Annotated in this window: 22 protein-coding genes; 18 read left to right on the forward strand and 4 right to left on the reverse strand. The window is 62.9% G+C overall.

All coding sequences use genetic code 11. From position 1 onward, the window contains the following. Positions 1-3: 3 nt before the first annotated feature. Entirely contained in the window at positions 4-1839 is a 1836-nt protein-coding gene (glmS, locus tag MHM84_RS07665; protein WP_239264455.1) for a glutamine--fructose-6-phosphate transaminase (isomerizing), read from the forward strand. A gap of 75 nt (positions 1840-1914) precedes the next feature. Here the strand turns inward: glmS and MHM84_RS07670 are convergent, their stop codons facing one another. After that, a complete protein-coding gene (locus MHM84_RS07670) occupies positions 1915-3912 on the reverse strand; it encodes a RecQ family ATP-dependent DNA helicase (protein WP_239264458.1) in 1998 nt (665 codons plus the stop codon). A 152-nt stretch (positions 3913-4064) separates the two neighbouring features. Here MHM84_RS07670 and MHM84_RS07675 point away from each other — a divergent pair, with 152 nt between their 5' ends. Both MHM84_RS07675 and MHM84_RS07680 read left to right on the forward strand, forming a co-directional pair. Beyond that, on the forward strand, positions 4065-4922 hold the full coding sequence (locus tag MHM84_RS07675) for a DUF72 domain-containing protein (protein WP_239264460.1): 858 nt from the start codon (positions 4065-4067) through the stop codon (positions 4920-4922). Between the two features lie 433 nt (positions 4923-5355). Next, on the forward strand, positions 5356-6696 hold the full coding sequence (locus MHM84_RS07680) for a sodium-dependent transporter (protein WP_239264462.1): 1341 nt from the start codon (positions 5356-5358) through the stop codon (positions 6694-6696). Between the two features lie 54 nt (positions 6697-6750). Here the strand turns inward: MHM84_RS07680 and MHM84_RS07685 are convergent, their stop codons facing one another. Continuing rightward, positions 6751-6951, reverse strand: a complete 201-nt coding sequence (locus MHM84_RS07685; protein ID WP_239264464.1) for a hypothetical protein — start codon at positions 6949-6951, stop codon at positions 6751-6753. Between the two features lie 173 nt (positions 6952-7124). Here MHM84_RS07685 and hexR point away from each other — a divergent pair, with 173 nt between their 5' ends. The 4 genes from hexR (at position 7125) to MHM84_RS07705 (ending at position 12049) form a co-directional block, all read left to right on the forward strand. Beyond that, positions 7125-7979: a transcriptional regulator HexR gene (gene hexR, locus MHM84_RS07690; RefSeq protein ID WP_239264466.1), complete on the forward strand. Its 855-nt coding sequence runs from the start codon at positions 7125-7127 to the stop codon at positions 7977-7979. Between the two features lie 111 nt (positions 7980-8090). Next, complete coding sequence (gene uvrD / locus MHM84_RS07695) at positions 8091-10313, forward strand: DNA helicase II (RefSeq protein WP_239264468.1); 2223 nt, start codon at positions 8091-8093, stop codon at positions 10311-10313. 10 nt (positions 10314-10323) lie between these two features. Then, positions 10324-10797 (forward strand): phosphate-starvation-inducible PsiE family protein, encoded by a 474-nt coding sequence (locus tag MHM84_RS07700; RefSeq protein WP_239264470.1) that lies wholly within the window; start codon positions 10324-10326, stop codon positions 10795-10797. 160 nt (positions 10798-10957) lie between these two features. Then, complete coding sequence (locus MHM84_RS07705) at positions 10958-12049, forward strand: TRAP transporter substrate-binding protein (RefSeq protein ID WP_239264472.1); 1092 nt, start codon at positions 10958-10960, stop codon at positions 12047-12049. A gap of 35 nt (positions 12050-12084) precedes the next feature. On the opposite strand, the gene MHM84_RS07710 is transcribed toward MHM84_RS07705, so the two are convergent. Next, positions 12085-12489, reverse strand: coding sequence for an acyl-CoA thioesterase (locus tag MHM84_RS07710; RefSeq protein WP_239264474.1), 405 nt, complete (start codon positions 12487-12489; stop codon positions 12085-12087). A gap of 113 nt (positions 12490-12602) precedes the next feature. Between MHM84_RS07710 and MHM84_RS07715 the strand changes: the two genes are divergently transcribed. The 6 genes from MHM84_RS07715 (at position 12603) to cysZ (ending at position 19706) form a co-directional block, all read left to right on the forward strand. Continuing rightward, the gene (locus MHM84_RS07715; protein ID WP_239264476.1) at positions 12603-13583 is read left to right on the forward strand and encodes a phosphate ABC transporter substrate-binding protein; all 981 of its coding nucleotides are present in this window, start codon (positions 12603-12605) and stop codon (positions 13581-13583) included. 53 nt (positions 13584-13636) lie between these two features. Then, positions 13637-15802 carry an ABC transporter permease subunit gene (locus MHM84_RS07720; protein ID WP_239264478.1) on the forward strand — a complete coding sequence of 722 codons (2166 nt, stop codon included), beginning with the start codon at positions 13637-13639 and terminating at the stop codon, positions 15800-15802. Next, positions 15799-17367 (forward strand): phosphate ABC transporter permease PstA, encoded by a 1569-nt coding sequence (gene pstA, locus MHM84_RS07725; RefSeq protein WP_239264481.1) that lies wholly within the window; start codon positions 15799-15801, stop codon positions 17365-17367. Before MHM84_RS07720 ends, pstA begins: the two co-directional genes overlap by 4 nt. A 62-nt stretch (positions 17368-17429) precedes the next feature. Beyond that, complete coding sequence (pstB, locus tag MHM84_RS07730; protein WP_239265298.1) at positions 17430-18203, forward strand: phosphate ABC transporter ATP-binding protein PstB; 774 nt, start codon at positions 17430-17432, stop codon at positions 18201-18203. A gap of 22 nt (positions 18204-18225) precedes the next feature. Then, positions 18226-18954 (forward strand): phosphate signaling complex protein PhoU, encoded by a 729-nt coding sequence (phoU, locus tag MHM84_RS07735; RefSeq protein WP_239264483.1) that lies wholly within the window; start codon positions 18226-18228, stop codon positions 18952-18954. Between the two features lie 26 nt (positions 18955-18980). After that, a complete protein-coding gene (cysZ, locus tag MHM84_RS07740) occupies positions 18981-19706 on the forward strand; it encodes a sulfate transporter CysZ (protein WP_239264485.1) in 726 nt (241 codons plus the stop codon). Positions 19707-19736: 30 nt separating this feature from the next. Here the strand turns inward: cysZ and MHM84_RS07745 are convergent, their stop codons facing one another. Then, positions 19737-20720: a LacI family DNA-binding transcriptional regulator gene (locus tag MHM84_RS07745; protein ID WP_239264487.1), complete on the reverse strand. Its 984-nt coding sequence runs from the start codon at positions 20718-20720 to the stop codon at positions 19737-19739. Positions 20721-21050: 330 nt separating this feature from the next. On the opposite strand from MHM84_RS07745, the gene MHM84_RS07750 reads away from it, so the two are divergent. From MHM84_RS07750 to MHM84_RS07770, 5 genes are read left to right on the forward strand one after another with little or no spacing between them, the layout of a single operon-like run. Beyond that, positions 21051-21980 (forward strand): tripartite tricarboxylate transporter substrate binding protein, encoded by a 930-nt coding sequence (locus tag MHM84_RS07750; protein WP_239264489.1) that lies wholly within the window; start codon positions 21051-21053, stop codon positions 21978-21980. A gap of 24 nt (positions 21981-22004) precedes the next feature. Further along, positions 22005-22442: a tripartite tricarboxylate transporter TctB family protein gene (locus MHM84_RS07755; protein WP_239264491.1), complete on the forward strand. Its 438-nt coding sequence runs from the start codon at positions 22005-22007 to the stop codon at positions 22440-22442. Position 22443: 1 nt separating this feature from the next. Continuing rightward, positions 22444-23964 carry a tripartite tricarboxylate transporter permease gene (locus MHM84_RS07760; RefSeq protein WP_239264493.1) on the forward strand — a complete coding sequence of 507 codons (1521 nt, stop codon included), beginning with the start codon at positions 22444-22446 and terminating at the stop codon, positions 23962-23964. Positions 23965-23993: 29 nt separating this feature from the next. Next, positions 23994-25751 (forward strand): solute:sodium symporter family transporter, encoded by a 1758-nt coding sequence (locus tag MHM84_RS07765; protein WP_239264495.1) that lies wholly within the window; start codon positions 23994-23996, stop codon positions 25749-25751. 40 nt (positions 25752-25791) lie between these two features. Then, positions 25792-26943 carry a mandelate racemase/muconate lactonizing enzyme family protein gene (locus MHM84_RS07770; protein WP_239264497.1) on the forward strand — a complete coding sequence of 384 codons (1152 nt, stop codon included), beginning with the start codon at positions 25792-25794 and terminating at the stop codon, positions 26941-26943. The last annotated feature ends 20 nt before the right edge of the window (positions 26944-26963 follow it).

The raw sequence follows: 26963 nt of genomic DNA on the forward strand, positions 1-26963 counted from the left end.
ACGATGTGTGGAATCGTGGGGGCAGTGGCCGAACGCAACGTTCAGGACATTCTGCTCGAGGGGCTCAGGCGCCTCGAATATCGCGGCTATGATTCGGCCGGCATGGCCGTGCTGTCTCGCGATGCACGCCTCAACCGTCAACGGGCCGTTGGCAAGGTGGCGGCACTGGAAGCGTGCCTGGACGAGTCGCCACTGATCGGCACGGTGGGAATCGCTCATACGCGCTGGGCGACCCACGGGCGGCCCAACGAGCGCAATGCCCACCCGCATCAGTCCGGCGAAAGCCTGGCGGTGGTGCACAACGGCATCATCGAGAATCACGAGCCCCTCAGAACCGAGCTGGAAGGCCAGGGCTACGTGTTCACTTCCGAGACCGACACCGAGGTCGTCGCGCATCTGCTGGCTCGCGAGTTCAACCGCAGCCAGGATCTGCTGACGGCGGTACAGAGTGCCGTGGCCATGCTCGATGGCGCCTATGCCCTGGCGGTCATGCACAAGAACCAGCCGGAGGTGATCGTCGGGGCCCGCAAGGGCAGCCCGCTGGTCGTCGGGGTGGGCATCGAGGAGGCTTTCCTTGCCTCTGACCCACTGGCTCTGCTGCCGGTCACCGACCGCTTTATCTATCTGCAGGAAGGCGACGTGGTGCGTCTTGCCAAGGGCGGCGACATCGCCATCTACGAGGCGTCGGGCAACGCCCAGACGCGTCCGGTGCAGACCTTCGAACACGGCGACGGTGCGGCCACGAAGGACGGCTACCGGCACTTCATGCTCAAGGAAATCCATGAGCAGCCGCAGGTCATTGCCGCCACGTTGGAAGGCCGCCTGACCGAACGCCATGCCCTGGTGCGCAGTTTCGGTCTGGAGGCCGAGGCGCTGTTCGCCCAGGTGCGCCAGATCCATATCATTGCCTGCGGCACCAGCTACCATGCCGGCCTGGTGGCGCGCTACTGGCTGGAGAAGTACGCCGGCCTGCCCACCCAGGTCGAGGTCGCCTCAGAATACCGCTACCGCCAAGTGGTGGTCCCCGAGGGCACGCTGTTCGTGACCCTGTCGCAGTCCGGCGAGACCGCCGATACCCTGGCGGCGCTGCGTTTCGCCAGGGATCGCGGCTATGTGGGTAGCCTGGCGATCTGCAACGTGCCCGGCAGTTCGCTGGTGCGCGAATCCGACTTGACCCTGCTGACCCAGGCCGGGCCCGAGATCGGCGTGGCCTCGACCAAGGCCTTCACCACCCAGCTGGTCGGCTTGATGCTGCTCACCCTGAGTCTGGGCCGCATGCGCGGCATGGACGACGCGCTCCAGGCCCGGGTCGTTCAGGCCCTGCGCGAACTGCCGCAGCTCATGGGCCAGGTGCTGGGTCTCGACGGCGATATCGAAACGTTGTCCATGGCCTTTGCGGAAAAGCACCATGCGCTGTTTCTGGGCCGCGGTGCGCACTATCCGATTGCCTTGGAAGGCGCGCTCAAGCTCAAGGAGATTTCCTACATCCATGCCGAGGCCTATCCCGCCGGGGAGCTCAAGCACGGGCCGCTGGCGCTGGTCGACAGCGAGATGCCGGTGATTTCCGTGGCGCCCAACGACGAACTGCTCGAAAAGCTCAAATCCAATCTGCAGGAAGTGCGTGCCCGCGGTGGCGAGCTGTTCGTGTTCGCCGACGAGCGTGTGTCCCTGACGGAAACCGAGGGTGTCCGCGTGCTGCGCCTGCCGCATGTCGACGAGGCGCTGGCGCCGATTCTCTATACCTTGCCCCTGCAACTGCTGTCGTATCACGTCGCCGTGCTCAAGGGCACCGATGTCGACCAGCCCCGCAACCTGGCCAAGTCGGTCACCGTGGAGTAAGTGTCGCGGCGAGCACCGTTATCGCCCTACCTCGACTGTAGTGGTTTCGTCAGTCGGGGTAGGGCGTTTTCTCGCTTACCGATCGCCTGCGAGATGACCCGCGACCCATCGGCGTACCTCGGCGTAGGGGTAGCTTTCCAACTGAGCGAAGCCTTTGATCTGGCGGGCCTTCAAGCGCGTGAACAGCGGCGTGGCGATACCGCAGAGAAAGCGCGTCACTAGCTCGACGCCGGGCAACCGACCCCCGAACGTCGCTTGATGACGCGCTATGAGTTCGCCGCACAACGCGGCGAATGACTGCGCTTCGAGCGGTGGCAGCGGCACGGGTGGCGGTAGCCGAGCGACTTGCCCCTGGCATACCGAGCAATGGCCGCAGTGCTCGGGAGCCTGCGTATCGCCGAAATAGCGCGCCAGTCGATGGCTCAGACAGGCATCGCTTTCGAACAGCGCCAGCATGGCATTGATTCGGGCGATTTCGCTATCTTCCTTAGCTTTGAAGTAGCCGTGCAGTTCTGCACTCAAGGCATCGATACCAAGCGGTGTCGGCGTGACTGCATAGACCTCGGTCATCTGCTTGCTTTCGAGCATGATCCAGCCCTTGTCGTTGAAGTATTCCAACGCACTGACCACGCGGCTGCGCTCGGCGTTGATGCCAGCCTTGATGCCACGCTGATAGAGCGCATCGAAATCGACGCTGCACCAGGTCCTGGCACGGCTCGACGTCTCGATGAGCAGTTGAACGAAGCGCTGGCGCTCGCCCTCGAACGTTGCGACCAATGCCTCGGGCTCGCGCAGGTACTTGTAGCGGTACTCGGCAAAATAGCTGAAGCGTGGGGCGATCACGCCGCGCAGTTCGAGCTGGACCAGCAGAGTCTTTAGCGGTAGCGGGCGGATATTGCTGTGCTGGGACAGTGCATTGAGCGTCAGTTCCCAGCGATATTCGCCTGAGCCGTCCTGAACCGCGGCGATCTCTTCGAGTACGCGGCGAATACCGTCGCGCTCAGGGGTGTCGCCGTAAACGAAGTTTTCCAGCACGTTGAGTGCATCGCGATTGGCTAGCACCAGACAGTCGGAGGGACGGCCGTCACGTCCGGCGCGGCCGATCTCCTGGCTGTAGTTCTCGACCGATTTGGGCAGGTCGAAATGCACTACGTTGCGGATATCGGCCTTGTCGATGCCCATACCGAAAGCGATGGTGGCGACGATGCAGGCTACCTCGCCGGTCATGAACTGGCGCTGGATCGTATCGCGCGTCTCCGTGGGCAAACCGGCATGATAGGCACGCGCATCGAGACCATGTCGGGCGAGTGCGGTGGCGAGCTGCTCGGCGCTCTGTTGCTGGGTAACGTAGACGACACTGGGCTGTTCCCGTCCCGCCTGCAGGCGGGGACTGAGCCATTCGACGAGACGGCGCTGCTTGTCGCCGCTCGCCACCGGTTCGATCAGCAGGTTGAGGTTGGCACGATAGAAGCCGGTCGCGATCACGTCGTCATCAGCGATGGCGAAGCGGGCCTGCATGTCGGCAATGACCTGCGGCGTAGCGGTCAGCAGCAGGGCCTGGGGGATCGCGAACTGACGTTGGTAATCCGGTAGTTTGAGATAGTCGGGTCGGAAGTTGTGGCCCCACTCCGAGATGCAGTGCGCTTCATCGATCACCATTAGCGAAATCGGCACCTGAGCGATGAATTGGCGAAAGCGCTCGTTCTTGAGCCGCTCGACCGAGATCATCAGCACCTTGATCTCGCCGCGTCGCACTCGCGTCATTACCGCACTGGCTTCTTCGCGGCTCTGGGCCGAGTCGATACTGGCAGCGGCCACGCCACGGCCGGCAAGAAACGCCAGCTGATCCTGCATCAGCGCCAGTAGCGGCGAGATCACTAGTGTGAGGTGAGGCAGCAGCAGCGCCGGCAACTGGTAGCATAGCGACTTGCCCGACCCGGTGGGGAAGATCGCCGCCGCCGAACGACCTGCAACTACCGCCGAGATAGTCGCTTCCTGACCGGGGCGTAGCCGGTCGTAGCCGAACACACGCTGGAGCGTAGTATGAATGGCGTTGTGGGAGTCGGTTGCCATGGGTTGCCTTGTCGAGCGAAACGATAGAAGCGTCTATGATGCCTGGCTCACGCAGAGCGGCCAAAGTCACCTGTCGTCACTTGCCTGCGGTGTGAAGCGATGCGACAGGCCCGTTAAGCATATGTCTCGGTAATAGGGGGCAGGAGCAGAGCATGACCAAACTCTTTCTCGGCCTGCCGATGTGGGCCAATGCCGAATGGCGTGGCGGATTGTACGCCCGCCACGCCCCAACGGAGGCATTTCTCGAGGACTACGCCCACGTTTTCTCCAGCGTCGAGGGTAACACCACGTTCTATAGTGGCGCCCCGCGCCCGGAGACGGTCGATGCATGGGCCCGTCAGGCCCCCGCCGACTTTCGCTTCTGTTTCAAGCTGCCGGCCAGTCTGACCCATGAACGACGCCTGGTCGGTATCGAACACGATCTCGAGGCGTTTCTGGATCGCCTCTCGCCGTTGCATGATCGACTTGGTCCGATGATGATCCAGTTGCCGCGGGATTTTGGCCCCGATGAGTTACCGCAACTGGAAAATCTGTTGGCGTGTTGGCCACAGTCCATTCCCTGCGCCGTCGAAGTGCGTGCCAGTGAATTTTTCCACAAGGGGTCGGCTGAACAGCAACTCAACCGCCTGTTGATAACTCATGGCGTGGATCGAGTCATGCTGGATGTCAGGCCGCTGTTTTCCACGCCGGCGGAAAACGATTCACGCCTCTACCGTGCTCAGCAGGAAAAGCCAAAACGTCCATTACACGTACTTTCCACGGCATCGAACCCGATCGTTCGCTTCATCGGTCACTTCGACTGGCCGATCAACGAGCGGTATTTCGAGCCGTGGATCGAACGCCTCGATCTGTGGATAAAACAGGGGAAAACCCCTTTTCTTTTTGTGCATACACCGGACAATCGGCTGGCGCCGCAATTGGCTCGTCATCTTCATTCGCGGCTGTCAGCGGCTACCGGCCTACCCGAGCTGAACGAATTTCCCGGGGAGTGCCAGAACACGCTTTTCTAATCTATTGACGTTATCGGCATCGAGGCTGGCCATTAACGCAACATTCCGATAGTTTTGTCGGCTTCTTGCGTTTATTTGGCGATTCTTGCTGGAAAGGTGGGGTATTCCCTCCGTTTTCCAGTGGCCAGTAGACGCGCTGCACCGTGCCAGGCTGCGTCCATACCCGGACCCGTATGAAGCGGTGCAACGCGGCGGTGATCCTGCCTGCGGCAGGCAGCCCGATGGGCAAATCGGGGCAAGTGAGTCGGCTCCATTCATGGGGCGCTGTCCTACCTTGCCTTTCGCCCATGATTTACCGATGACCTCGGGCTGCAGGATCCTGTCATGCCTTGTCTGTTTCGCGCGATCCGTGACACAGAAGACGTGACCCAACAACGACAAGCCGTCATTGCATCCGATCGATCGATGACGTCACGTACTCTCAGGGTGAATTATGTCTAAACAGCTCCACGCGCATTGGTCCTCCCGGCTGGCCTTCATTCTTGCGGTAACGGGGTCAGCGGTCGGCCTGGGCAACATCTGGAAATTTCCCTATATGGTGGGGGAGAGCGGCGGCGCCGCCTTCGTGCTCATCTACCTGATCTGTATCGCCTTCATCGGCTTGCCGATCCTGGTCGCCGAGTGGTTGATCGGTCGACGTGGCCAGAAGAACCCGATCAACACCATGGCCGAACAGGCGCGACTCAACGGTCGCAGCGGCTTATGGACCGTGGTCGGTGTCAGTGGGGTGCTGGGGGCCTTCCTGATCCTGTCGTTCTACAGCGTGATCGGCGGCTGGTCGCTGTCCTACACGCTGGGCTCGGTCACTGGCAGCTTCAGCGGACAGGACGCCGATGGCATCGGCGCGCTATTCGAAGGCATGCTGGGCAATCCGGGCATGATGCTGGCCTGGCATTCGATGTTCATGTTGCTGGTCATCGGCATCGTTGCCCGCGGCGTCACCAAGGGCCTGGAAGGCGCGGTTCGCACCATGATGCCGGCATTGGCGGTGCTGCTGCTGATTCTGGTCGGCTATGGCATGACCACCGGTCACTTTGGCGAAGCGTTGGCCTACCTGTTCAATCCCGACTGGAGCAAGCTGACTGGCGGTACCGTACTCGCCGCCTTGGGGCACGCCTTTTTTACCCTGTCGCTGGGGATGGGCATCATGATGGCCTACGGTTCCTACCTCGGTGAGGACGTCAGCCTGCTCAGGACGGCGCGAACCGTGGTGATCATGGATACCGTCATTGCCCTGGGCGCCGGTTTGGCGATCTTCCCCATCGTGTTCGCCAATGGCCTCGACCTGGCGTCCGGACCGGGCCTGATCTTCGTCACGCTGCCCCTGGCCTTCGGCAACATGGCCGGCGGCACGATCCTGGGGCTGATGTTCTTCCTGCTGCTGACCTTCGCGGCACTGACCTCGGCCATTTCGCTGTTGGAACCGGTGGTCGAGTTCGTCGAGGAGCGGTCTCCGCTGGGTCGTGTCGGATCGTCGCTGGTGGCGGGGGCAGGCGCCTGGGCGCTGGGCATCGCCGCACTGCTGTCGTTCAACGTGTGGAGCGATCCGCTGGCCTTCGGTCTCAATACCTTCGACCTGCTCGATACATTGACCAGCAAATTCATGCTGCCATTGACCGGTCTCGGAGCGATCGTGTTCGCCGCCTGGTGCCTGGACCGTGACAGCGTGCACCGCGAGTTGGGACTCTCCGGTACCGGAGCCACGCTGTGGTCGATCACCGCCCGGTTCATCGCACCGATCGGCGTCATCGTGGTCTTCGTCGGCAGTCTTTGAACCGACGCCACTGCGCCCCGGGGCATACCGGGGCGTAGTCATTTCAGGGCATCGCTAGCCCAGCAGATCGTCGTTCAGGTCGGCGATGTCCTGTTCCAGACGCTTGAATTCCTTGTGCAGTTCGATGCCGCGGCGGGCTCTCAGGTGGCGCACGGCGGCATGTTTCTTGCGCGCTTCGTGTTCGGCGACTTGCATGGACATGAAAATGTCGAGGAGTTCGTGTTTCACGGAGACCAGTGGTTCGGCGTTACGCATGATCAACTCTCCTGTTCTGCCAAGAGGTGTCGTTGAGGACACGTCATTACTTACTATAACTCAGTTGACAAAATCATTACGTTGACGCCAAGTCGTGCAAAATTACCCCACACGCGCCCGTTTTGGGCATACTGCAGTTGCGCCATGCCATTCCAAAGCCCCGGGAGCGAAACGTGAGCCGTGCCCTGTTCGATGAAATGAGACGCCGCATGGAGCACTTTCGTCGCTCCGAGCAGAAAGTGGCGCGCTTCGTGCTGAGAAATCCCGAAGAAGTCATCCACATGCGGATCGTCGATCTGGCCACCGAAGCCAAGGTCAGCGAACCCACAGTGGTGCGTTTCTGCCGTGCATTGGGCTGCAGCGGCTTTCAGGACTTCAAGCTCCGCCTCGCCCAAATGCTGGCCTCCGGCAGCCAGTTCGCCCAGTTCTCGATGAACGACAGCGACAGCGTGGCCGAGTTTTCCCACAACATCTTCGATTCCACCATCGGTACGCTACTGTCGGTGCGCGATCGGCTGGACATCGAGTCGCTGAGCAAGGCGATCAATGCCCTGGCCATGGCCAACCGTGTCGAGTTCTATGGTTTCGGCGCGTCCGGCGCCGTAGCCTTCGATGCCCAGCACAAGTTCTTCCGCCTGCAGATATCCACCTCGGCCTATGCCGACCCGCACATGCAGAACATGTCCGCAGCGACACTGAAGGAGGGCGATGTGGTGGTGGCGATCTCACAGACCGGACGCACCCGGGCGCTGGTGGATAGCGTGCGCATGGCGCGCGATGCCGAAGCGACCGTGATCGGCTTGTGCCCGAGCGGTTCGCCGCTGGCCGGCGAAGTGACGCTGCCGTTGTACATCGACGTGCTTGAAGACACCGAGATATACACACCGATGAGTTCGCGTATCGCCCATTTGGCATTGATCGACGTACTGGCGGTGGGCGTGGCCAAGACCCGTGGACCCAAGCTGGCCGAGCAATTGAAGGCGGTGAAGCGGAGCTTGAACCCGCTGCGCTTCCCCGAGTCCGAGTGACACTGGCTGCACAGTGTCATTGCTAACGTTATGAAGCAGAGCTGCATCGCCATCTCACCCAAGGGGATATGGTAAGCTGAGGGTCCATTTCGACACGCCGACAGCCGTTCCATGAACGACGTATCTCCAGGCGACGTTTCGTCGCTGCTCGACGATCTCAATCCCGCCCAGCGCGAAGCCGTCAGCGCACCGCTAGGCAACATGCTGGTACTGGCCGGCGCCGGTTCGGGCAAGACCCGGGTGCTGGTGCATCGCATCGCCTGGCTGATGCAGGTCGAGCGGCTTTCGCCCTATGCCATTCTCGCGGTCACCTTCACCAACAAGGCGGCACGCGAAATGCGCACGCGCCTCGAGGCGCTGCTCGGCCTGTCGCTGCGCAACGTCTGGGTCGGCACCTTTCACTCCATCGCTCATCGGCTGCTGCGCACGCATTGGCAGGATGCGCGCCTGCCCCAGCACTTCCAGATCATCGACAGCGATGACCAACTGCGCCTGATCAAGCGCCTGATCAAGGATCACAACATCGACGATGAGCGTTATCCGCCGCGTCAGGTGATGTACTTCATCTCCAGTTGCAAGGAAGAGGGGCTGCGCCCGCATCAGGTACAGACCCACGGCGACGCCTACATGGGCCAGATGGTCGAGCTCTACGAGCGCTACCAACTGACCTGCGAGCGCGGCGGGCTGGTCGACTTCGGCGAGCTGCTGCTGCGTAGCCTCGAACTGCTGCGCGACAATCCGCGTCTGCTGGCGCACTATCGGGAGCGCTTCGCCCACCTGCTGGTCGACGAGTTCCAGGACACCAATACGCTGCAGTACGCCTGGCTCAAGCTGCTCGCCGGCGACCGTGCCGGGCTGACCGTGGTCGGCGACGACGACCAGTCGATTTACGGCTGGCGGGGGGCGCGGGTCGAGAACATCCGTCGCTTCGAGCAGGAATTCCCCAATACCCGCACGGTACGCCTGGAGCAGAATTATCGCTCGACCAGTGCCATCCTCGACGCCGCCAACACCCTGATCAGCCACAATGCGGGGCGCATGGGCAAGGAACTGTGGACGGCGGGAGCCAAGGGCGAGCCGATTTCCGTCTATGCCGGCTTCAACGACTTGGACGAGGCGCGTTTCATCGTCGACACCATCAAGGAAAAGGTCGACGAAGGCGTCAGTCGCCGCGACATCGCCATCCTCTACCGCTCCAACGCCCAGTCTCGGGTCATCGAGGAAACCCTGATTCGCCAGGGCATGCCGTATCGCATCTACGGCGGGCAGCGCTTCTACGAGCGTCTGGAGATCAAGAACGCGCTGGCCTATCTGCGGCTGTTGCTCAACCGCGAGGACGACGCCTCGCTGGAGCGGGTAATCAACGTACCGGCCCGCGGCATCGGCACGCGTACCGTGGAGATCCTGCGCGAGCGCGCCCGTGACCAGGGCGTCTCGCTGTGGCAGGCGCTGCACGACAGCGTCAGCGACGGCACCTGCAAGGGCCGTGCGGGCAATGCCCTGACCGCCTTCGCCAACCTCATCGAGCGACTCGATAACGACACTGCCGGCATGTCGCTTCACGAGATCATCGATCACGTCAACGAGGTGTCCGGGCTGGTCGAGCATCACCGCAGCGAGAAGGGCGAAAAGGGCCAGGCGAGGGTCGAAAACCTCGAGGAACTGGTCACGGCTGCACGTGCCTTCACCCAGGGCGATGTCTTCGAACTGCCGGAAGCCGGCGAGGGCATGGCGGCTCTGGAGGCATTCCTGGCCGAAGCGGCGCTCAACGCCGGCGATCACGAGGCCGACGAGTTCGAGGATGGCGTGCAACTGATGACGCTGCACTCCGCCAAGGGGCTGGAGTTTCCCGTGGTGTTCATCGCCGGGGTCGAGGAAGGCCTGTTCCCGCACAAGATGTCGATGGAGGAACCCGGTCGCCTCGAGGAGGAGCGTCGGTTGTGCTATGTCGGCGTCACTCGCGCCATGCACAAGCTCTACCTGACCTATGCCGAGCTGCGCCGGCTGCATGGCAAGGAAACCTTCCAGCGTGCGTCGCGTTTCCTGCGTGAATTGCCCGAGGAACTGCTGGAGGAGGTGCGTCTGCGAGGGCAGGTTTCGCGGCCTGTCACGGCAACGCGTCCCGGGCGCGGGCTGTCACAGCAGAGTTCGGTCTCGCCGGGTGGCGACCTGCCGTCACTGTCGCTGGGACAGCGGGTCAGCCATCCGCTGTTCGGCGAGGGCATTATTCTCAATGCCGAAGGCGAAGGGGAACGTGCACGGGTCCAGGTCAGTTTCGAGGGTGAGGGCGACAAGTGGCTGGTGCTGGGCTTCGCCAAGCTGACACCGCTATGAGGCGTCCACTATGAAGAAATGGTTTCCCGAATTGCTCGAGAACTGGCCGCAGCTTTCCGGTTATCAGCGTTTCGAGCGCCTGGTCTCGCTGGTGTTGACCATCGCCATCAGCGGTGTGGTGTTGGTAGCGATATACTATCTGGTCCTGCACGTCTTCGATCTGCTGTTCGTGCAGACTCGCGACCCTTTCGATTACCGGGTTTTCCAGGCGGTCTTCGACATGATTCTCACCGTGCTGATCGCCATGGAGTTCAACAACTCCATCGTGCGCACCATGAGCGAGCGCGGCGGTTTCATCCATGTCGAGATCGTGGTGCTGATTGCGATCATGGCGGTGGTGCGCAAGTTCATGGTCATGGATCTCGATGCCATCGAGCCGATTAAGATATTCGCCCTGGCTGCCGGCGTGCTTGGCCTGGGGGCCTGCTACTGGCTGGTACGCAGCGGCAACCGCCAGCGGGACGGCGATAAAAAATCGCCTTGAGTCACGAGACGCAACTTGTCGGCCAATTCGGCCTTCGCGCATACTCTCCGGCTTGGCTTTCAGTCTGGCGATGGCGTTACCTGGCCGTCGCCAACCGTTTTGTTGGACACTTGCTTTCCGTTTCGGAACACAATAAACGCTTGTCAGGAGTCACGTTCGCATGCAACGCCGCAAGTTTCTTTCCGTTCTCGGTGCCGGTGCGGCCGGCGCCGTCGCTGCCCCCTTCGTCACCACTGCCCGCGCGCAGGAACAGGAACCCATTCGCTGGAAGATGGTGACTTCCTGGCCCAAGAATTTCCCTGCGCTGGGGACCGGCGCCAGCGATTTCGCCCGCCGCATCGGCGAGCTGTCCGGCGGTCGCCTGCAGGTCGACGTGTATGGGGCCGGGGAACTGGTACCGGCGCTCGAGGTTTTCGATGCCGTTTCCAGCGGCACCGCGCAGATGGGCCATTCCGCATCCTACTACTGGCGTGGCAAGGTCCCGGCGGCGCAATTCTTCACCGCCGTGCCGTTCGGCATGAACACCATCGAGACCAACTCCTGGCTTTATCAGGGCGACGGTATGGCGCTGTGGGACGAGCTCTATGCCCAGCACAACCTCAAGCCATTCGCCGTGGGTAACACTGGCACGCAGATGGCCGGTTGGTTCAAGAAAGAAATCAGTTCGATGGAAGACATGCAGGGGCTCAAGATTCGCCTGCCGGGTCTGGCGGGCGAGGTCATGAACCGCATCGGCGCCACGGCGGTCAACATGCCGGGCTCGGAGATCTTCACCTCGATGCAGACCGGCGTGCTCGATGCTGCCGATTGGGTTGGGCCCTACAACGATCTGGCCTTCGGCCTGCATCAGGTCGCCGACTACTACTACACCACGGCGTGGAACGAACCCAGTGCGATTCTCGAGGGCACCGTCAATCTGGACGCCTGGAACTCGCTGCCCGACGACCTCAAGGCGGTGGTGGCCGAGGCCGCCCGTTCGGCGAACCTGGCAATGATCGATGAGTTCACCTACCGCAACGCCGAAGCGCTCAAGGCATTGGTCGACGAGCATGGCGTCCAGCTCAAGCAACTGCCGGACGATGTCGTCAAGGCGCTGGCCGAAGCTTCGCAGGCGGTACTCGAGGAGCAGACCGCCAACGATCCCGCCTCGAAGAAGATCTACGACTCCTACCGCGAGTTCCAGCAGTTCGTGAAGCCCTACACTGACGTGGGCGAGTTCGCGTATCTCAAGAACCGCGAAATGGTGAAGTAAGGGCCAGCGGCGAGCATCGCGAAAGCGAGCGGCGCTTACCGGTCCGGGACGGCGCGGATGCGGCCGTTGTCATCCAGCGCCACCATCACGAAGCGCGCCTCGGTGACCTTGTAGAGTTCATCGGGGCTGCGTTCGTGGGGCGGGCGGATCCACACTTCGACATCGATCTTGATCGAGCTGCGCCCGACGTCGCGAACGGCCGTGAAGATGTTGACCACGGACCCGACACGCACCGGACACAGGAAATCCATGGCTTCGATGGCCACCGTGGCGGTACGCCCATGGGCCAGACGTCCCGCACAAAGCTCGGCTGCCTGGTCCATCTGGTTGACCAGCCAGCCGCCGGCGATGTCGCCATACACGTTGGTGTCCTGGCGGGTCGCCAGCAGCTTGAGAGTCAGGTCGCCCTGGGGTGCGGGTACGTCGTCGAGGTCGGTCATGATCGGCTCGCTTCCAAACGGTTGTTATTGTCACGCTGAAGTGCGGCCATCTTAACCCTCGCCATGGTCCCCGGCATAGGTCGGCATGGCGAACCACGTCAATGGAGACAGTCATGACCGAGCGGCGCCGGGTTCCGAACCTGTGGTGGTTGCTGATCTGGCTGGCAGTGTCGTTGCCTGCGCTGGGCCAGGCGGAGCGTCAGGACATCATAGCCGGCAATCTGGACATTACCGGCTCGGACACCCTGGCCGAGCTGATGATGGCCTGGGGGGAGCGCTTCGAACGGCGCCATCCCGGCGTGAGCGTACAGCTGCAGGCCACCGGGTCGGCAACGGCGCCTCCGGCGCTGGTGCAGGGCACCAGCCGGATCGGCGCGATGTCGCGTCGGATGACGCCGTCCGAGCGCGAGGCCTTCATCGAGCGTTACGGCTACGCTCCCCTGTCGGTCCCTGTCGCCATCGATGCTTTGGCCGTTTTCGTACATCGCACGAATCCGCTGCAAGCCATCAGTCTGACGCAGTTGGACGCTCTGTTTTCGGATACGTATCGTTGCGGCGGCGGCCCGAGCCTGGCGCACTGGGGGGGGCTGGGGCTATCGGGACGTTGGAAGGAGCGCCCCATCGAGTTGCATGGCAGAACGTCGGCATCCGGCACCTACGCGATCTTCAAGCGCGACGTGCTGTGTCATGGCGATTTCCGGCCGCGGGTCAACAAGTACACCGGCTCGTCGGCCGTCGTGGCGGCCGTGGCGGAAAGCCCGGCCGGCATCGGCTATGCGGGCATGGGGTATCTGACCCAGGCCGTGAAACCGCTGGCGCTGATCGACGCTCGGGGCGAGCGTATCGCGCCTACCATGTCATCCGCCATCAGTGGTCGCTACCCATTGGCACGGCCACTCTATCTCTACGTCAATCTGCCGCCCGGAACGCAGTTGCCACCCCTGGAACGCGCTTTCTTCGACTTGGTGCTATCGCCCGGTGGGCAAGCCCTGGTACGCGAGTCGGGCTTCGTGCCGTTACCCGAGGCGACATTGGCTCAGGCCCGGCGTACGCTGGGCCTGGAAGTGCCCGTGGAACGCATGTCATCCGACTGACATGAAACTGTCGTAAATTGCTGCTCCATGCTTGAGCGCCGGAACTCTGAGTCATGATCGATTTTTCCACGCCTGCTTCGCGCCTGCGACGTCGCTTGCGGCACTCGCGCGACCGTCTGGCGACGCTGTTGATCAGCGCCGGAGGCATCGGCGTGATTGCAGCGGTACTGGCGATCGGGGTTTTTCTGGCACTGGAAGTCGCACCATTGTTCTCTCCGGCCCGAGTCGATAGCGAGTCACCAGCGCTTTCCCTGAACAGTGGGCAGGCCGATCGGGTGGTCTGGATACAGGTCGATGACGCCGGCCAGGTCTCTTTACTGGACAGGCAAGGGAAGGCCTGGCAGGGCACGGCGGGCCAATCGCTCGTGCCTGATGCACCGCTAGCGGAGGCGCTGCTGCAGGGACAGACCATTGCCAGCACGGCCCAGACATCGCGACGCCTGGCGCTCGGCCTGAGTCAGGGAGACGTCATCCTGGTGCCGCGTGGCGACGATGCACGTCCGGTGTGGTCGCAAGCGACCCGTCACGCCCTGTTTGCCGGCCAGCCAGTCACCGAACTGGTCCTGCAAGGCGATGACAACGGGCCCTGGCGGCTGGCCGGTCGTAGCCAGACAGGTCGCGTGGCCGCCCTCATCGGATCCGCTGGAGCGGTGACAACGCGCCACGCCATTCCGCAGACGGCATCCCACCTGGCACTGGGAGACGAGGGACGCCTGGTACTCGCCGAAGGCGCACAGCTCTCGGTCTGGTCTCTGGCATCGTCCGTGCCGCAGAGGTTGGGCCAGGTACAAGGCGTGACGGAGGGTCGGCGAATCACTGCCCTGAGCTACCTGGTCGGCGGCGAGACCCTGCTGGTCGGGGACAGTGAAGGTGGCGTGCGGCGCTGGCTGAATGCACGTGGCGAGGCGATGCCATTGCTCGCCACCGAGCCTTATCAAGGCGTGGGCAATGCACCGATTGCCGCGCTATTGGCGTTTCCCGCGCGACGCCTGGCGCTGGCCATGGATAGCGAGGGCCAACTGGCTCTCTATCAGGCCGTGGCGGGACGGCGCTGGCATGGCCAGACAGCGAATGGACTCCCTCAGGCGGTAGACTTCCGTGCCGATGGCCGTGCCCTCTGGTGGTTGGACGACACCGGCCTGACCCGCTTCGCCATCGCTGCCGAACATGCCGAAGTGAACTGGGACACCTTATGGACACCGGTGCACTACGAAGGCCATGACGACGCGTTGCATCGCTGGCAGGTCGCCGCCAGCGGCGTCGAGAGCGAGCCTCGTTTCGGGCTGGCACCGCTGGCCTGGGGCACGCTCAAGGCCGCGGCCTGGGCATTGGTCTTTGCGATTCCGCTGGCGCTGGGCGCCGCCGCACACAGCGCCGTGTATATGTCGACGCGCCTGCGCTCGCGTATCAAGCCGGCCCTCGAACTGATGGAAGCCCTGCCGGGGGTAGTCATCGGTTTTGTCGCCGGTCTGGTAATGGCGCCCTACGTCGAGAGGCATCTGGCCGGGGCGCTGGCCCTGATCGTCATCCTGCCGCTGGGCATGTGGCTGGGCAGCGCGCTCTGGGTGCGTCTGCCCCACGCATTGCGTGCACGCTTGCCACTGGGCTGGGCGGGACTCTGGCTAATACCCTGGCTGGCCCTGCTTATCTGGTTGGCCATGCAGATCGCGCCAGGCCTGGAAACGCTGGTGTTTGGCGGCGACCTGAGGGCCTGGCTGGAAACCCGGCTGGGTCTCGATTACGCCAGTCGCAACGCCATGATCGTGGGGCTGGCGATGGGCTTCGCGGTATTTCCCACCATTTACGCCTTGGCCGAGGATGCCTTGGCCGGTATTCCGCGTAGCCTGGGCGAAGGTGCCCAGGCATTGGGCGCGACCCGCTGGCAGGCGCTGTGGCGGGTGTTGCTACCGGCCGCGAGCCCGGGCATCTTCTCGGCGGTGATGATCGGCGCCGGACGGGCCGTCGGCGAGACCATGATCGTGCTGATGGCGACGGGCAACACCGCGCTGATGTCATGGAGTCCCTTCGAGGGATTGCGCTCGGCGTCGGCCAACCTGGCCATCGAACTGCCCGAGGCCGCCGTGGGCAGTACCCACTACCGGCTGTTGTTCCTGAGCGCCCTGCTGCTGTTCGTGTTCACCTTCTGCGTCAATACGCTGGCCGAGGTGGTGCGCCTGCGCCTCAAGCGCCGTTACCGTCACTTGGGGGCCGGCGCATGAGCCTATGGCGTCGACGCGGCGAAGGCGTTTGGCCGTGGCTGGCGGCGGGTAGCGTTGCGCTGTCCCTGTTGGCGCTCCTGGCCCTGCTGGTGCTTCTCGGTAGCCGCGGCTTGGCGCATTTCTGGCCGGCGCCGGTCGAGGTCGTCACCTTGGAATCGGGGGAACGCTTCGCCGGGCAGTGGGTGCGCCAGGAGCATGTGGCCGGCGATCCCCAGGCCGATGCGCTCTACCGAACCGGCAATCGCGACCTCGATGGTAGCTATTGGCGCTGGGTCGATATCGAGACGATCGATAGTCGCCAGCGTCCCGAGGACGTATTGGTGATGGAACGCGAGCACTGGGGAGAGTTCCTGGGACGCCTGGTGGCGATCCGCGAGTCGGACGCTGCAGCACCGCTGACCTTGGATAACGATGAGGCATGGCAGGCCCTGAACGCCAGGCTCGAGCGCGTCGAGGCGCTGCGCGAACAGCGTCGGCAATTGAGCGACGAGGTCGTCGAGCCCGTTGCGAGACGGTTGGTGGCACTGCGTAACACGGGCGAAGTGGACCCGACGCAACGGGCCGAGCTGATCGAGCGTTGGGAGACGGCCCGTCAACGGCGGGCCGAACTCGATGCCGCCCTGGAGCGGGACACGCTGATTCTGGAGAGCGTGGAGGGGCGTCGGCTGGAACAGCCCTTGGCCGGCGTGCTGGCCGTCTGGCGGCCCAATGCCATGTCCTGGGTCGACAAGCTGCTGCACTGGGCGCGCGGCGTAGGGACCTTTCTCAGCGAGGGGCCGCGGGCCGGCAATCTCGAAGGCGGGGTTTGGCCGGCGATCTTCGGTACCGTGATGATGGTGCTATTGATGTCGCTGATCGTCACGCCTTTCGGCGTTCTGGCCGCCATCTACCTCAACGAGGTCGCCCGCCAGGGCCCGCTGATCCGCCTGGTGCGCATTGCCGTGCGTAACCTCGCCGGGGTGCCCTCCATCGTCTATGGCGTGTTCGGCCTCGGAGTATTCGTCTACGGCATCGGCGGCCAGCTCGATAGCTGGTTCTTCAGTGAGCGTCTGCCGTCGCCGACTTTCGGCACCGGTGGTCTGCTGTGGGCATCGCTGACCCTGGCCCTGCTCACCCTGCCGGTGGTGATCGTCGCCACCGAGGAAGGCTTGGCGCGGATTCCCGTCCAGCAGCGCGAAGGCGCGCTGGCGCTGGGTGCCACCCGCTACGAGATGCTGCGCCGGGTCGTTCTGCCCATGGCCGTGCCGGCCATGCTCACCGGGGTGATTCTGGCCGTGGCGCGGGCCGCCGGCGAGGTGGCGCCGCTAATGCTGGTAGGCGTGGCGCGACTGGCACCGCAGCTGCCCCTGGACGGTGAGTTCCCCTTCCTGCATCTTGACAACAAGTTCATGCACCTGGGCTACCATATCTACAATATCGGCTTTCAGGGGGGCGACGTCGAACGGGCCCTACCGTTGGTCTATGCCACCGCACTGTTGCTGGTCGTGGTTATCGTGGTGCTTAACCTAACTGCAATATTTCTTCGTCATCATCTGCGGGCACGGCATCGTGCCCTGAATCGTTAAGAGGCCAGTCGACGTTGTCAGCCACCTTGTCCTCCCGAGTGACACCGACATCGGCGTCGGCGGTGACCGACTTTGCCAGCGAGGCCAGCTGCTTCGAGATCGAAGGGCTTTCACTGGCTTATGACGGCAAACCGGCACTGCGCGACCTGACGTTGCGCATCCCATGCCAGCGGGTGACGGCGTTCATCGGGCCGTCGGGCTGTGGCAAGTCGACCCTGCTACGCGTCCTGAACCGCCTTCACGACCTCAACGAGGAAGTCAGCCACCAGGGGCGGGTCGTTCTGGCGGGGCAGGACATCCATGCGCCGGAGGTCGACGTGGCGGAGCTGCGTCGCCGGGTAGGGATGGTCTTCCAGACGCCCAATCCTTTTCCGATGTCGATCTACGACAACGTGGCCTTCGGCGTACGGCTGCAGGGCATCAAGCGCAAGCGCGTTCTCGACGAGATCGTCGAGTGGGCGCTCGAGTCGGCAGCCTTGTGGAACGAGGTCAAGGATCGTCTGCACAGTTCGGCCTGGACGTTGTCCGGCGGTCAGCAGCAGCGTCTGGTGATCGCCCGGACCCTGGCGGTACAGCCCGAGGTCCTGCTGCTCGACGAGCCGGCTTCGGCGCTCGATCCCATCTCGACACTCAAGATCGAGGAACTGATCCGCTCGCTCAAGTCGCGGCTGACCCTGATCCTGGTCACTCACAACATGCAGCAGGCCGCGCGGGTCTCGGACTACACGGCATTCCTGCAGGATGGCGAGCTCGTCGAGTATGCCGCCACCGACAACCTGTTCACCAACCCCCGGCTACGGCGTACCGAAAATTACATCACGGGCCGTATGAATTAACCCTGCGGTCGAGGAGTCAGTTATGGATATCACCAGCGATACTCACAGCCAGCATATTTCCAAGCAGTTCAACCACGAGCTCGAGGAGCTCAAGACCCACCTGATGGCGATGGGTGGCCTGGTCGAGAAGCAAGTCCAGGATGCCATCGAGGCCCTCCTCGAAGGCGATAGCCACCTGGCCGAGCGCGTGCGTGACAACGACAAGGCCGTCAACGACATGCAGATCAAGATCGACGAGGAAGCGACCCGGGTGCTGGCCCGCCGCCAGCCGGCGGCGTCCGACCTGCGCTTGGTGCTGGCGGTGATCCGCGCCACCTCGGATCTCGAGCGCATCGGCGACGAGGCCAACAAGATCGCCCGCAACGCCCTGGCCCTGGTGGAGTCCGGACGCAACGCGCGCGGCTTCGTCGAGGTACGCCACATCAGCGAGCATGTGCGGCGCATGGTGCGCGATGCGTTGACCGCCTTCGCGCGTTTCGATACCGAGCTGGCCATCAAGGTGGTGCACGAGGACGATACCGTCGACAGCGAGTACACCACCGCCATGCGCTCGCTGATGACGTTCATGATGGAGGATCCGCGCTCGATCAGCTCGATCCTCAGCGTGATGTGGATCCTGCGGGCGCTGGAGCGGATCGGCGATCATGCCGACAACCTGGCCGAGTACGTCATCTACTTGGTCAAGGGGCTCGATGTGCGCCACACGGCGAGCGACAAGCTTGACGATGAGGTCGGCAAGCATAAGAGTTAGGCCTTTTTGCAACGGAAAGGCTCACTATGCTCAATGCGTTTGGCGCCCTGGCGCAGGGAACCCGACTGGTACTGTCGAAGGGCCTGCGCCGTTACGTCTTCCTGCCGATTCTCGTCAATCTCGTTCTGTATGCGGGCACGGTCGTCTATCTGATCAACAATTTCGGTGGTTGGATAGACTATTGGATGCTCAAGGTGCCGGGTTGGCTGAACTGGCTCGAGTGGCTGATCTGGCCGCTGCTGGTGTTGAGCCTGATCGTGGTGGTGTTCTTTACCTTCACGCTGGTATCCAATCTGATAGCGGCGCCGTTCTATGGGTTCCTCGCCGAAAAGGTCGAATTGCGCGTCACCGGCCAGCCACCCAGCGACGATCGCGGCTTCACGCGGACTGCCATCGACTCGCTGGGGCGTGAAATGGTCAAGCTGGGTTACATCCTGCCGCGCATGGCACTGCTGTTCGTGCTTGGTTTCGTGCCGGGCCTCAACCTGATCATGCCGTTCCTGTGGGCGGCATTTTCGGCCTGGATGATGGCGATCACCTACCTTGACTACCCGATGGACAACAACCAAGTCAGCTTCAAGGACATGCGGCGTCGCCTGCGTGCCCGCTGGTGGCCGACGCTGACGTTCGGCGGTTGGATACTGGCGGCGACCTGGATACCGCTGGCCAACCTCATCTTCCTGCCCGGGGCGGTGGCCGGCTCGGTGCTGATGTGGCAGCAGCATTATCGCCAGTTGCCGATGCGCACGTGAGCGCTGGGCAAGCGCAGGTCGCTTGGCCGGTCAGGTGCTCCCGCGAGCCATCAGTCTGACCCCCAGATCGAGCCGTTTCTCGGTTTCCGGCAGATCGCCCTTGATACGTGCCAGCAAGAGCCGGGCGATGTGCCGGCCGATCTCCAGGCGCGGCGGCTCGACGCTGGTCATCGGCGGCACGGTGCTGGCGGTGAAGTCCTGGTTGCCGAAGCCGGCTACGGCGAGGCGGTCGGGGATCGACCAGCCCCGCCGCTGGCATTCGAACATCACACCGAGGGCGACCATGTCATTGGAGCAGCAGATCGCTTCGGTCTCGGGGTGTTCGGCCATCAGTTCTCCGACCAGACGACCGGTTTCCTCGGTATCGCTGCGCCCCGAGAGCTGGCGCAGCACGACTTGGCCGCCGGCGGCTTCGACGGTCTCGCAAAAGCCGTGATAGCGATCGCCGGCGCGCACATCGCGCTGGAAGTTGGTGCTGATGAAGGCAGTACGCCGGTAGCCTTTGTTGACCATATGCTCGGCCACCAGACTACCGCTGACGTGGTGTGAGAACCCGACCACCATATCCAGCCCCGGTCTCCCGTAGTCCCACATCTCGACGATCGGCGTATCGCTGTGGGCTAGCAGCGAGAGTGACTTGCGACTGTGCAGGAAACCGGTCAACACCAGCCCGGCCGGATTCCAGCTCATGATCGAGCGGATCAGTTCCTCTTCGCGCGACTCGTCGAACTCGGTGTTGCCGATCAGCAGTTGATACCCGGCGTTACGCAGGTGGCGTTCCAAGGTCTCGAGCGTGGCCGAGAAGAACGAATTGGTGATGGTCGGCACAATCACGCCAATGACATTGGAACGCGACGAGGCCAGTCCCCCGGCCATGGTGTTGGGTAGATACCCCAGTCGGTCGATCGCCGACTGGATCTTCTCGGCGCGTCGCGGGGAAACCTCATCCGGGCGCCGCATGTAGAGAGACACCGTGCTCGGCGACACATCCGCCAGTTGAGCGACTTCTCCCATGGTGACTCGTTGTGAACTGCGCCTGCGTCTTGCCACGGCCTTGGTCCTTATTCCTTCGCATGAACGCTTCTTAGCTTCTCGTCGTGACCGCTTCGATAGTGTACCGGGGTCGATGTGTCGATCGTGATCGTGCCATGGCAGACCCCTGTTCACGTACTGCAACTACGACGAATGGACGACGAGGATCGATTGTAGAGCAAAAATCGCAGCGCTACGATAACTAGCGTAAACAGAGGATCACTACATAGCGCCGCTCGGTACAAGAGAAGCGACCGGGCCGGCGAAAACAACACGATCAATTTCGTAGCGCTACGAAATACGGAGTTCGCCATGAAATCACTGCGTTGTTCCTTGGCTGCATTGACGCTGGCCGGCGCCACTCATTCGGCATTGGCCGCCGACACGCTGGATATCGTCGTGCCGTTCGCCGCCGGCGGAGCGACAGACATCGTTGCCCGAAGCTTCGAACCAGTCTTCTCGCAGCACATGGGGGTGACCTCGGTGGTGCGCAACGTCGCCAGTGCCAGTGCCACGGTAGGCACGGCCGAGGTCGCCGGCAGCGAGGGCAATCCCAACATCATCGAATATGCGCCGGCGGGCTCGTTGAGTATCCAGCCGTCGCTCAAGGAACTCTCCTACGGCCCGGATAGCTTCACCTACATCTGCCGTACCGTCTCCAACCCGATGTTCCTGATGGTCTCGAAATCCTCCGATATCGAATCCTTTCAGCAACTCGTAGAGCAGTCGCAGGAGTATCCGTTTCTCTACGGCTCTTCCGGCCCCGGCACGCTGCCGCACTTGGCCATGGCGGCGCTGGTGGTCAACAGCGATCTGAAGGCCGAGCACGTGCCTTACAGTGGCTCGGGCCCGGCCATGAACGCGCTCGCCGGCAACGAGATCCAGATCATGGCCGACACCGAGACCATCCTCGAAAACTATGACCTGCGCCCGCTGGCCGTCTTCGCCGAACAGCGCGTGAAGGGCTACGAGAACGTGCCGGCCATCGACGAGCTCGGCCTGCCTGCCTTGGATTTCGCCGTCTGGCAGGGCGTGGTGGCGCCCAAGGGCATTTCGGAAGAGCGGGCCGCGCAGTACGCCGATGCCTGCAAGGCCACAGTCGAATCCGAACGCTTCAGGACTTTCGCCGAGAAGGCCAAGGCCGGCATCGCCTATCTCGGTCCGAACGATTTCGAGGCTTTCGTGAAGAGGCGCTTCGAAGCCAACAAGCAGGTACTGCAGGACGCCGGCCTGACCCAGTAACGATTCGCTCCAGGAGGAGAGCCCATGCTCGCATCCCTGACTCATCCCCGCTTGTGGCTCGCGCTGGCGCTGCTGGCCGCCGGCATCGGTCTCTCGGTCGTGGCCTGGAACGGACCGGACGGTGCCATGCTGGTGCCCCGCGTAGTGTTGGCAATCTGGTGTGCGATGGCGCTGTCGCTGGTGATTGTCGAAGCGTTGCGCCGCGCGCCGCCCCTAAAACCATCGTTGTCGCCGCTGCCGTTATTGATGGGGGCGGTGTTGGTGGCCGCCGTGACGGTGGACACGCTCGGCTTTCTATTGCCGGCATTGGTGCTGGTGGCGCTGACACTGTGGCTGTTTCGGGTGCGCCGACCGCTGCCGTTGCTGGTGGGTACGGTGCTGATCGGCGGCGGCTTGTGGTTCCTGTTCCATCATGTGCTGCTGATCCGCCTGCCGGCAATGATGAATAGCGGGGTGATCTGAGATGGACGTGATACTCGCGGCGGCGGGTGATGCCTTCACTTGGCAGGCGCTATTGGCGATCGTGATCGGCACTTGGGCCGGCATTGTCATTGGCGGGCTACCCGGCCTTGGTTCGGTGGTTGGACTGACGATCTTCCTGCCGTTTACCTTTGGGCTCGATGTCATCACCAGCATGGCGCTGCTGATCGGCGTCTACTGTGGCTCGGTCTACGGTGGGTCTATCACGGCGATTCTGATCAACACGCCCGGAACGCCGCAGTCGGCGGCGACCACCTTCGACGGCTATCCGATGACTCAGCAAGGCCGCGTCGACGAGGCGCTGGGGTGGGCGACCTTCGCCTCTTTCTTCGGCGGCGTGCTCTCTTGCGTGCTGTTGATCTTCTGTGCACCGCAATTGGCCAAGTTCGCCGTCAACTTCGGCTCGATCGAGGTCTTCGCGCTGGTCTGTCTGGCGATGCTGTGCATCGTCGGGATTTCGCGTGGCAGCCTTCTCAAGGGATTGCTATGCGGAATGATGGGCTTTTTCTTCTCGATGGTCGGCAGCGATCCGATCACCGGCGCCGATCGCTTCACCTTCGGCACCCAGGCGCTGAGTTCGGGGCTGGATCTGATCCCGGTGGTGGTGGGGGCCTTCGCGCTATCGGAGATATTCGTCCGCTTCTCGGCGCGTGATGAAGAGGCCACGGTGATTCCCGAGGCGCGATTGCGTTTCCCGCCGCTGGGCGAGATCGGCCGACGCCTGATCGAGCTGATGCGCGGCTCGTTCATCGGCAGCTTCGTCGGTGCGCTGCCGGGTACCGGCGCGGCGGCGGCGGCCTTTATCAGCTACGCCACCGCGCAGAAACTTTCGCCGCGCCGCGCACAGCTGGGCAAGGGCGAGCCGGATGGCATCATCGCTTCGGAATCCTCCAACAACGCGGTGACCGGCAGCGCCTTCATTCCGACCCTGGCGCTGGGCATCCCCGGCGACGTGGTCACGGCGATGATGATGGGGGCGATGGTCATCCACGGCATCACGCCGGGCGTGCGTCTCATGGCGGATCAGGCACAGACGGTCTATGCGCTGTTCGTGGTGCTGATCATCGTCAACGTGGTCATGTTGATTCTCAGCAAACCCTCCATCGGGCTGTTCCGCTACCTATTCAAGTTGCCGTTGGGCTTCGTGATGGCCGGCATCGTGATGTTCAGCTTCATCGGTGCGGCATCGGTGCGCGGCAATCCGCTCGATCTGGTGGTCGCCGCGCTGACCGGCATTCTCGCCTACGCACTGCGGCGGGGCGGTTATCCTCTGGCACCGCTGGTCATCGGCATGGTGCTGGGGCCGGCGCTGGAAAGCTCGCTGCGCCGCGGACTGCTGATCTCGCGCGGTGACTTCCTGTCCTTTTTCACCCATAGCGGCATCGCCACGACGCTGTTCGTGCTGATAGGCCTGTTCCTCGTCTGGACGCTGTGGTCGTCGTTCATGCAATGGCGCGCCAAATTAGCGCGCCGTCGCCAGACATCGACTCGCGTCATCGAATAACTACAAGGCTTAACCTGCGAGGTATCACCATGCTGACGCTTGTGTCGTTTCTATTTTTCACGGCGCTGGTCGCCGTCATCGCCTATCTCAAGACCCGCCGGGAAGACCTGAGCCAGGTTACCGGGTACTTCCTGGCCGGGCGCAGCCTGACCTGGACGGTGATCGCCGGCTCGCTGTTTCTGACCAACATCTCGGCCGAGCAGCTCACCGGGTTGAACGCCAACGCTTTCAGCAACGGTGCCAACGTCATGGCCTGGGAAACCATGGCGGCCCTGGCGCTCATCGCGCTGGCGTTCCTGTTCCTGCCGCGTTATCTGCGCTCGGGGATCAGCACGATTCCGCAGTTTCTGGAAAACCGCTTCGGCAAGCGCATGCGCGTGGTGGCGTCGCTGATCTTCATCTATGCCATCGTCATCGGCTTCCTGCCGTTCGTGCTCTATGCCGGCGCCATCACGCTGGGCCAACTGTTCGACATCAGCGGCCTGCTGGGTACCGGCCAGACAGCGACGACCTGGCTGATGGTGATAGCCATCGGCGTCATCGGAGGGATCTATGCAGTGTTCGGCGGTCTCAAGGCGGTGGCGGTTTCGGACAGCATCAATGGCATCGGGCTGCTGATCGCCGGGCTACTGGTGCCGATCCTGGGACTCTACACGCTGGGCGATGGCGATTTCGGCACCGGCTTCCACACGCTGGTGACCGAATCCCCCGAACGGATGAACGCCGTGGGCCTGAGCGACGATGCCAACATCCCGTGGTACGGTATGATTTCCGGGGTCATCATCATCAACCTGTTCTACTGGTGTACCAACCAGGCCATCGTGCAGCGCGCTCTGGGCGCCAAGAACCTGGCCGAGAGCCAGAAGGGCGTGCTGGCGGCGGGCTTTCTCAAGATCGTCGGCGTGTTCATGCTGGTGCTGCCGGGGATCATCGCCTACCACCTGTTCCAGCACGGTCTGCTGGACATTCCCAGCAAACCGGGCAGCGACGCACTCAACGCCGATACCGCCTACCCCGTGCTGGTACGGGCGATACTCCCGACCTGGCTGACCGGATTCTTCTGTGCCGCGATGTTCGGCGCAATCCTGAGCTCCTTCAATAGCGGCGTTAACAGCCTGTCGACGCTGATCAGCCTGGACCTCTACAAGCAGCTCATTCGTCCCGATGCCAGCGACCGCCAGACCGTCGCCGTGGGCCGGCTGTTCGCCATCGTGACCATCGTGCTGTGCATCGTCATCGCGCCGTTCATCGCCAGTGCCGACAGCCTCTACACGCTGATGCGCACCATCATGGCGGTGATCAACGTACCGATCTTCACCGTGGTGCTATTCGGGGTGATCTCTAAGCGTGCACCAGCGCTGGCGGGCTATCTCGGCCTGGCCTTCGGCATGGCGTTCTTCTACGTCACGCACTTCGTGCTGGGTGACGATCTGGGCTTCGTACAGGTCCACTGGCTGGTGCTGGTCGGGCTCAATTTCGTCCTGATGCTCGGCGTGATGAGCCTTGTGCGCTACCTGAAACCCCTATCGACCCCCTTCGTGCTGACCTATACCCGGGAGGTCGACGTGACTCCCTGGCGCTATGCCCGCCACGCCAGCTGGGCTTTGGTGGCGCTGCTGGTGCTGATCTACGCGGCGCTGTCGCCACTCGGGCTGACATCGTCGTCAGGCTCCTTGACCGCCGTGATCGGCGTCACGCTGGCCGTGCTGTTGGTGCTTTACGGCCTCTATCGCCTGCTCGTGGCGCGTTATCGGCGTTTGGCGCCGCTCGCATCCAAGTCTGGATAACTCAGGCCCAACCTTCCACTTCCTCGATGAGCGAGTTGTCATGATCATTACCGACCTCAAGACTCATGTGCTGGCCGCGCCGCTGGATCAGCCGTTCGCCTTCTCCCAGGGCTGGGTGCACCAGCGTACTGCGATGCTGGTCGAAATCCATACCGACAACGGCCTGGTCGGCTGGGGCGAGTGCGTCAATCACGGCCTGCAGCCGCCGCAGGTCGCTCAGGCAATCGTCGAGCATGCGCTAAAGCCGCTAGTGATTGGCCGTTCGATCTTCGATCGCGAAGTGCTATGGGAAACGCTGTACAACCACACCCGGCCCTACGGCCAGAAGGGTGTGGCGCTGTTCGGTATCGCGGCTGTCGATATCGCGCTGTGGGATCTGGCCGGCAAGGCGCTGGGGCAGCCGATCCATCGGCTAATGGGCGGCGCGTTCCGCACCGAGATCCGCCCCTATGCCACCGGCTTCTATCGCCGTAAGGACGGCCAGTACCCCGAGGAGGTGGTCGAGGAGGCGCTGCGCCATCAGGCCAACGGCTACCGGGCGATGAAGCTCAAGACCGGCTTCGGTATCGAGGCGGACATTCGCGATATGCGCGCCGTGCGCGAGGCGGTGGGTGACGACGTGACGCTGATGATGGACGCCAACTGCGCCTATAGCGTGGCGGCGGCACGGCGCATCCTGATGGAGCTGGAAGACACCCGCGTGCATCTGTTCGAGGAGCCGCTGAGCCCGGAAAACCGTCATGGCTACCGCGAGCTCAAGGGCATCTCGCGTACCTGGATCGCTGCTGGCGAGAACGAATACACCAAGATCGGTTACCGCGACCTGATCAGCGAGGGCGCGCTGGATGTCATCCAGCCGGATCTCGGCGCCGCCGGCGGGCTCACCGAATGCCAGAAGATCGCCGCGCTGGCCCAGGCTTGGCACGTGCCGCTGATCCCGCACGTGTGGGGGTCCGGTATCGGACTGGCCGCCGCGGTGCAGTTCATTGCCAGCTTGCCTCCTCAGCCGCTGTCGTTGACGCCCGACGAGCCGATGCTTGAGTACGACCAATCGGCGCATCCCTTCCGTCAGGAACTGATCGGTGGTGAGTTCCAGCTCAATGCCAACGGCTGCGTCGAGGTGCTCGACAAGCCGGGTCTGGGTATCGAGATCGACCGAAGCGTCATCGACCGCTATCGCATCGACGCTTGATCGCCGCTTCTGAAAAAGGA

Origin of the sequence: Halomonas sp. McH1-25 (assembly GCF_022348165.1) — a bacterium.
Classification (GTDB): domain Bacteria; phylum Pseudomonadota; class Gammaproteobacteria; order Pseudomonadales; family Halomonadaceae; genus Modicisalibacter.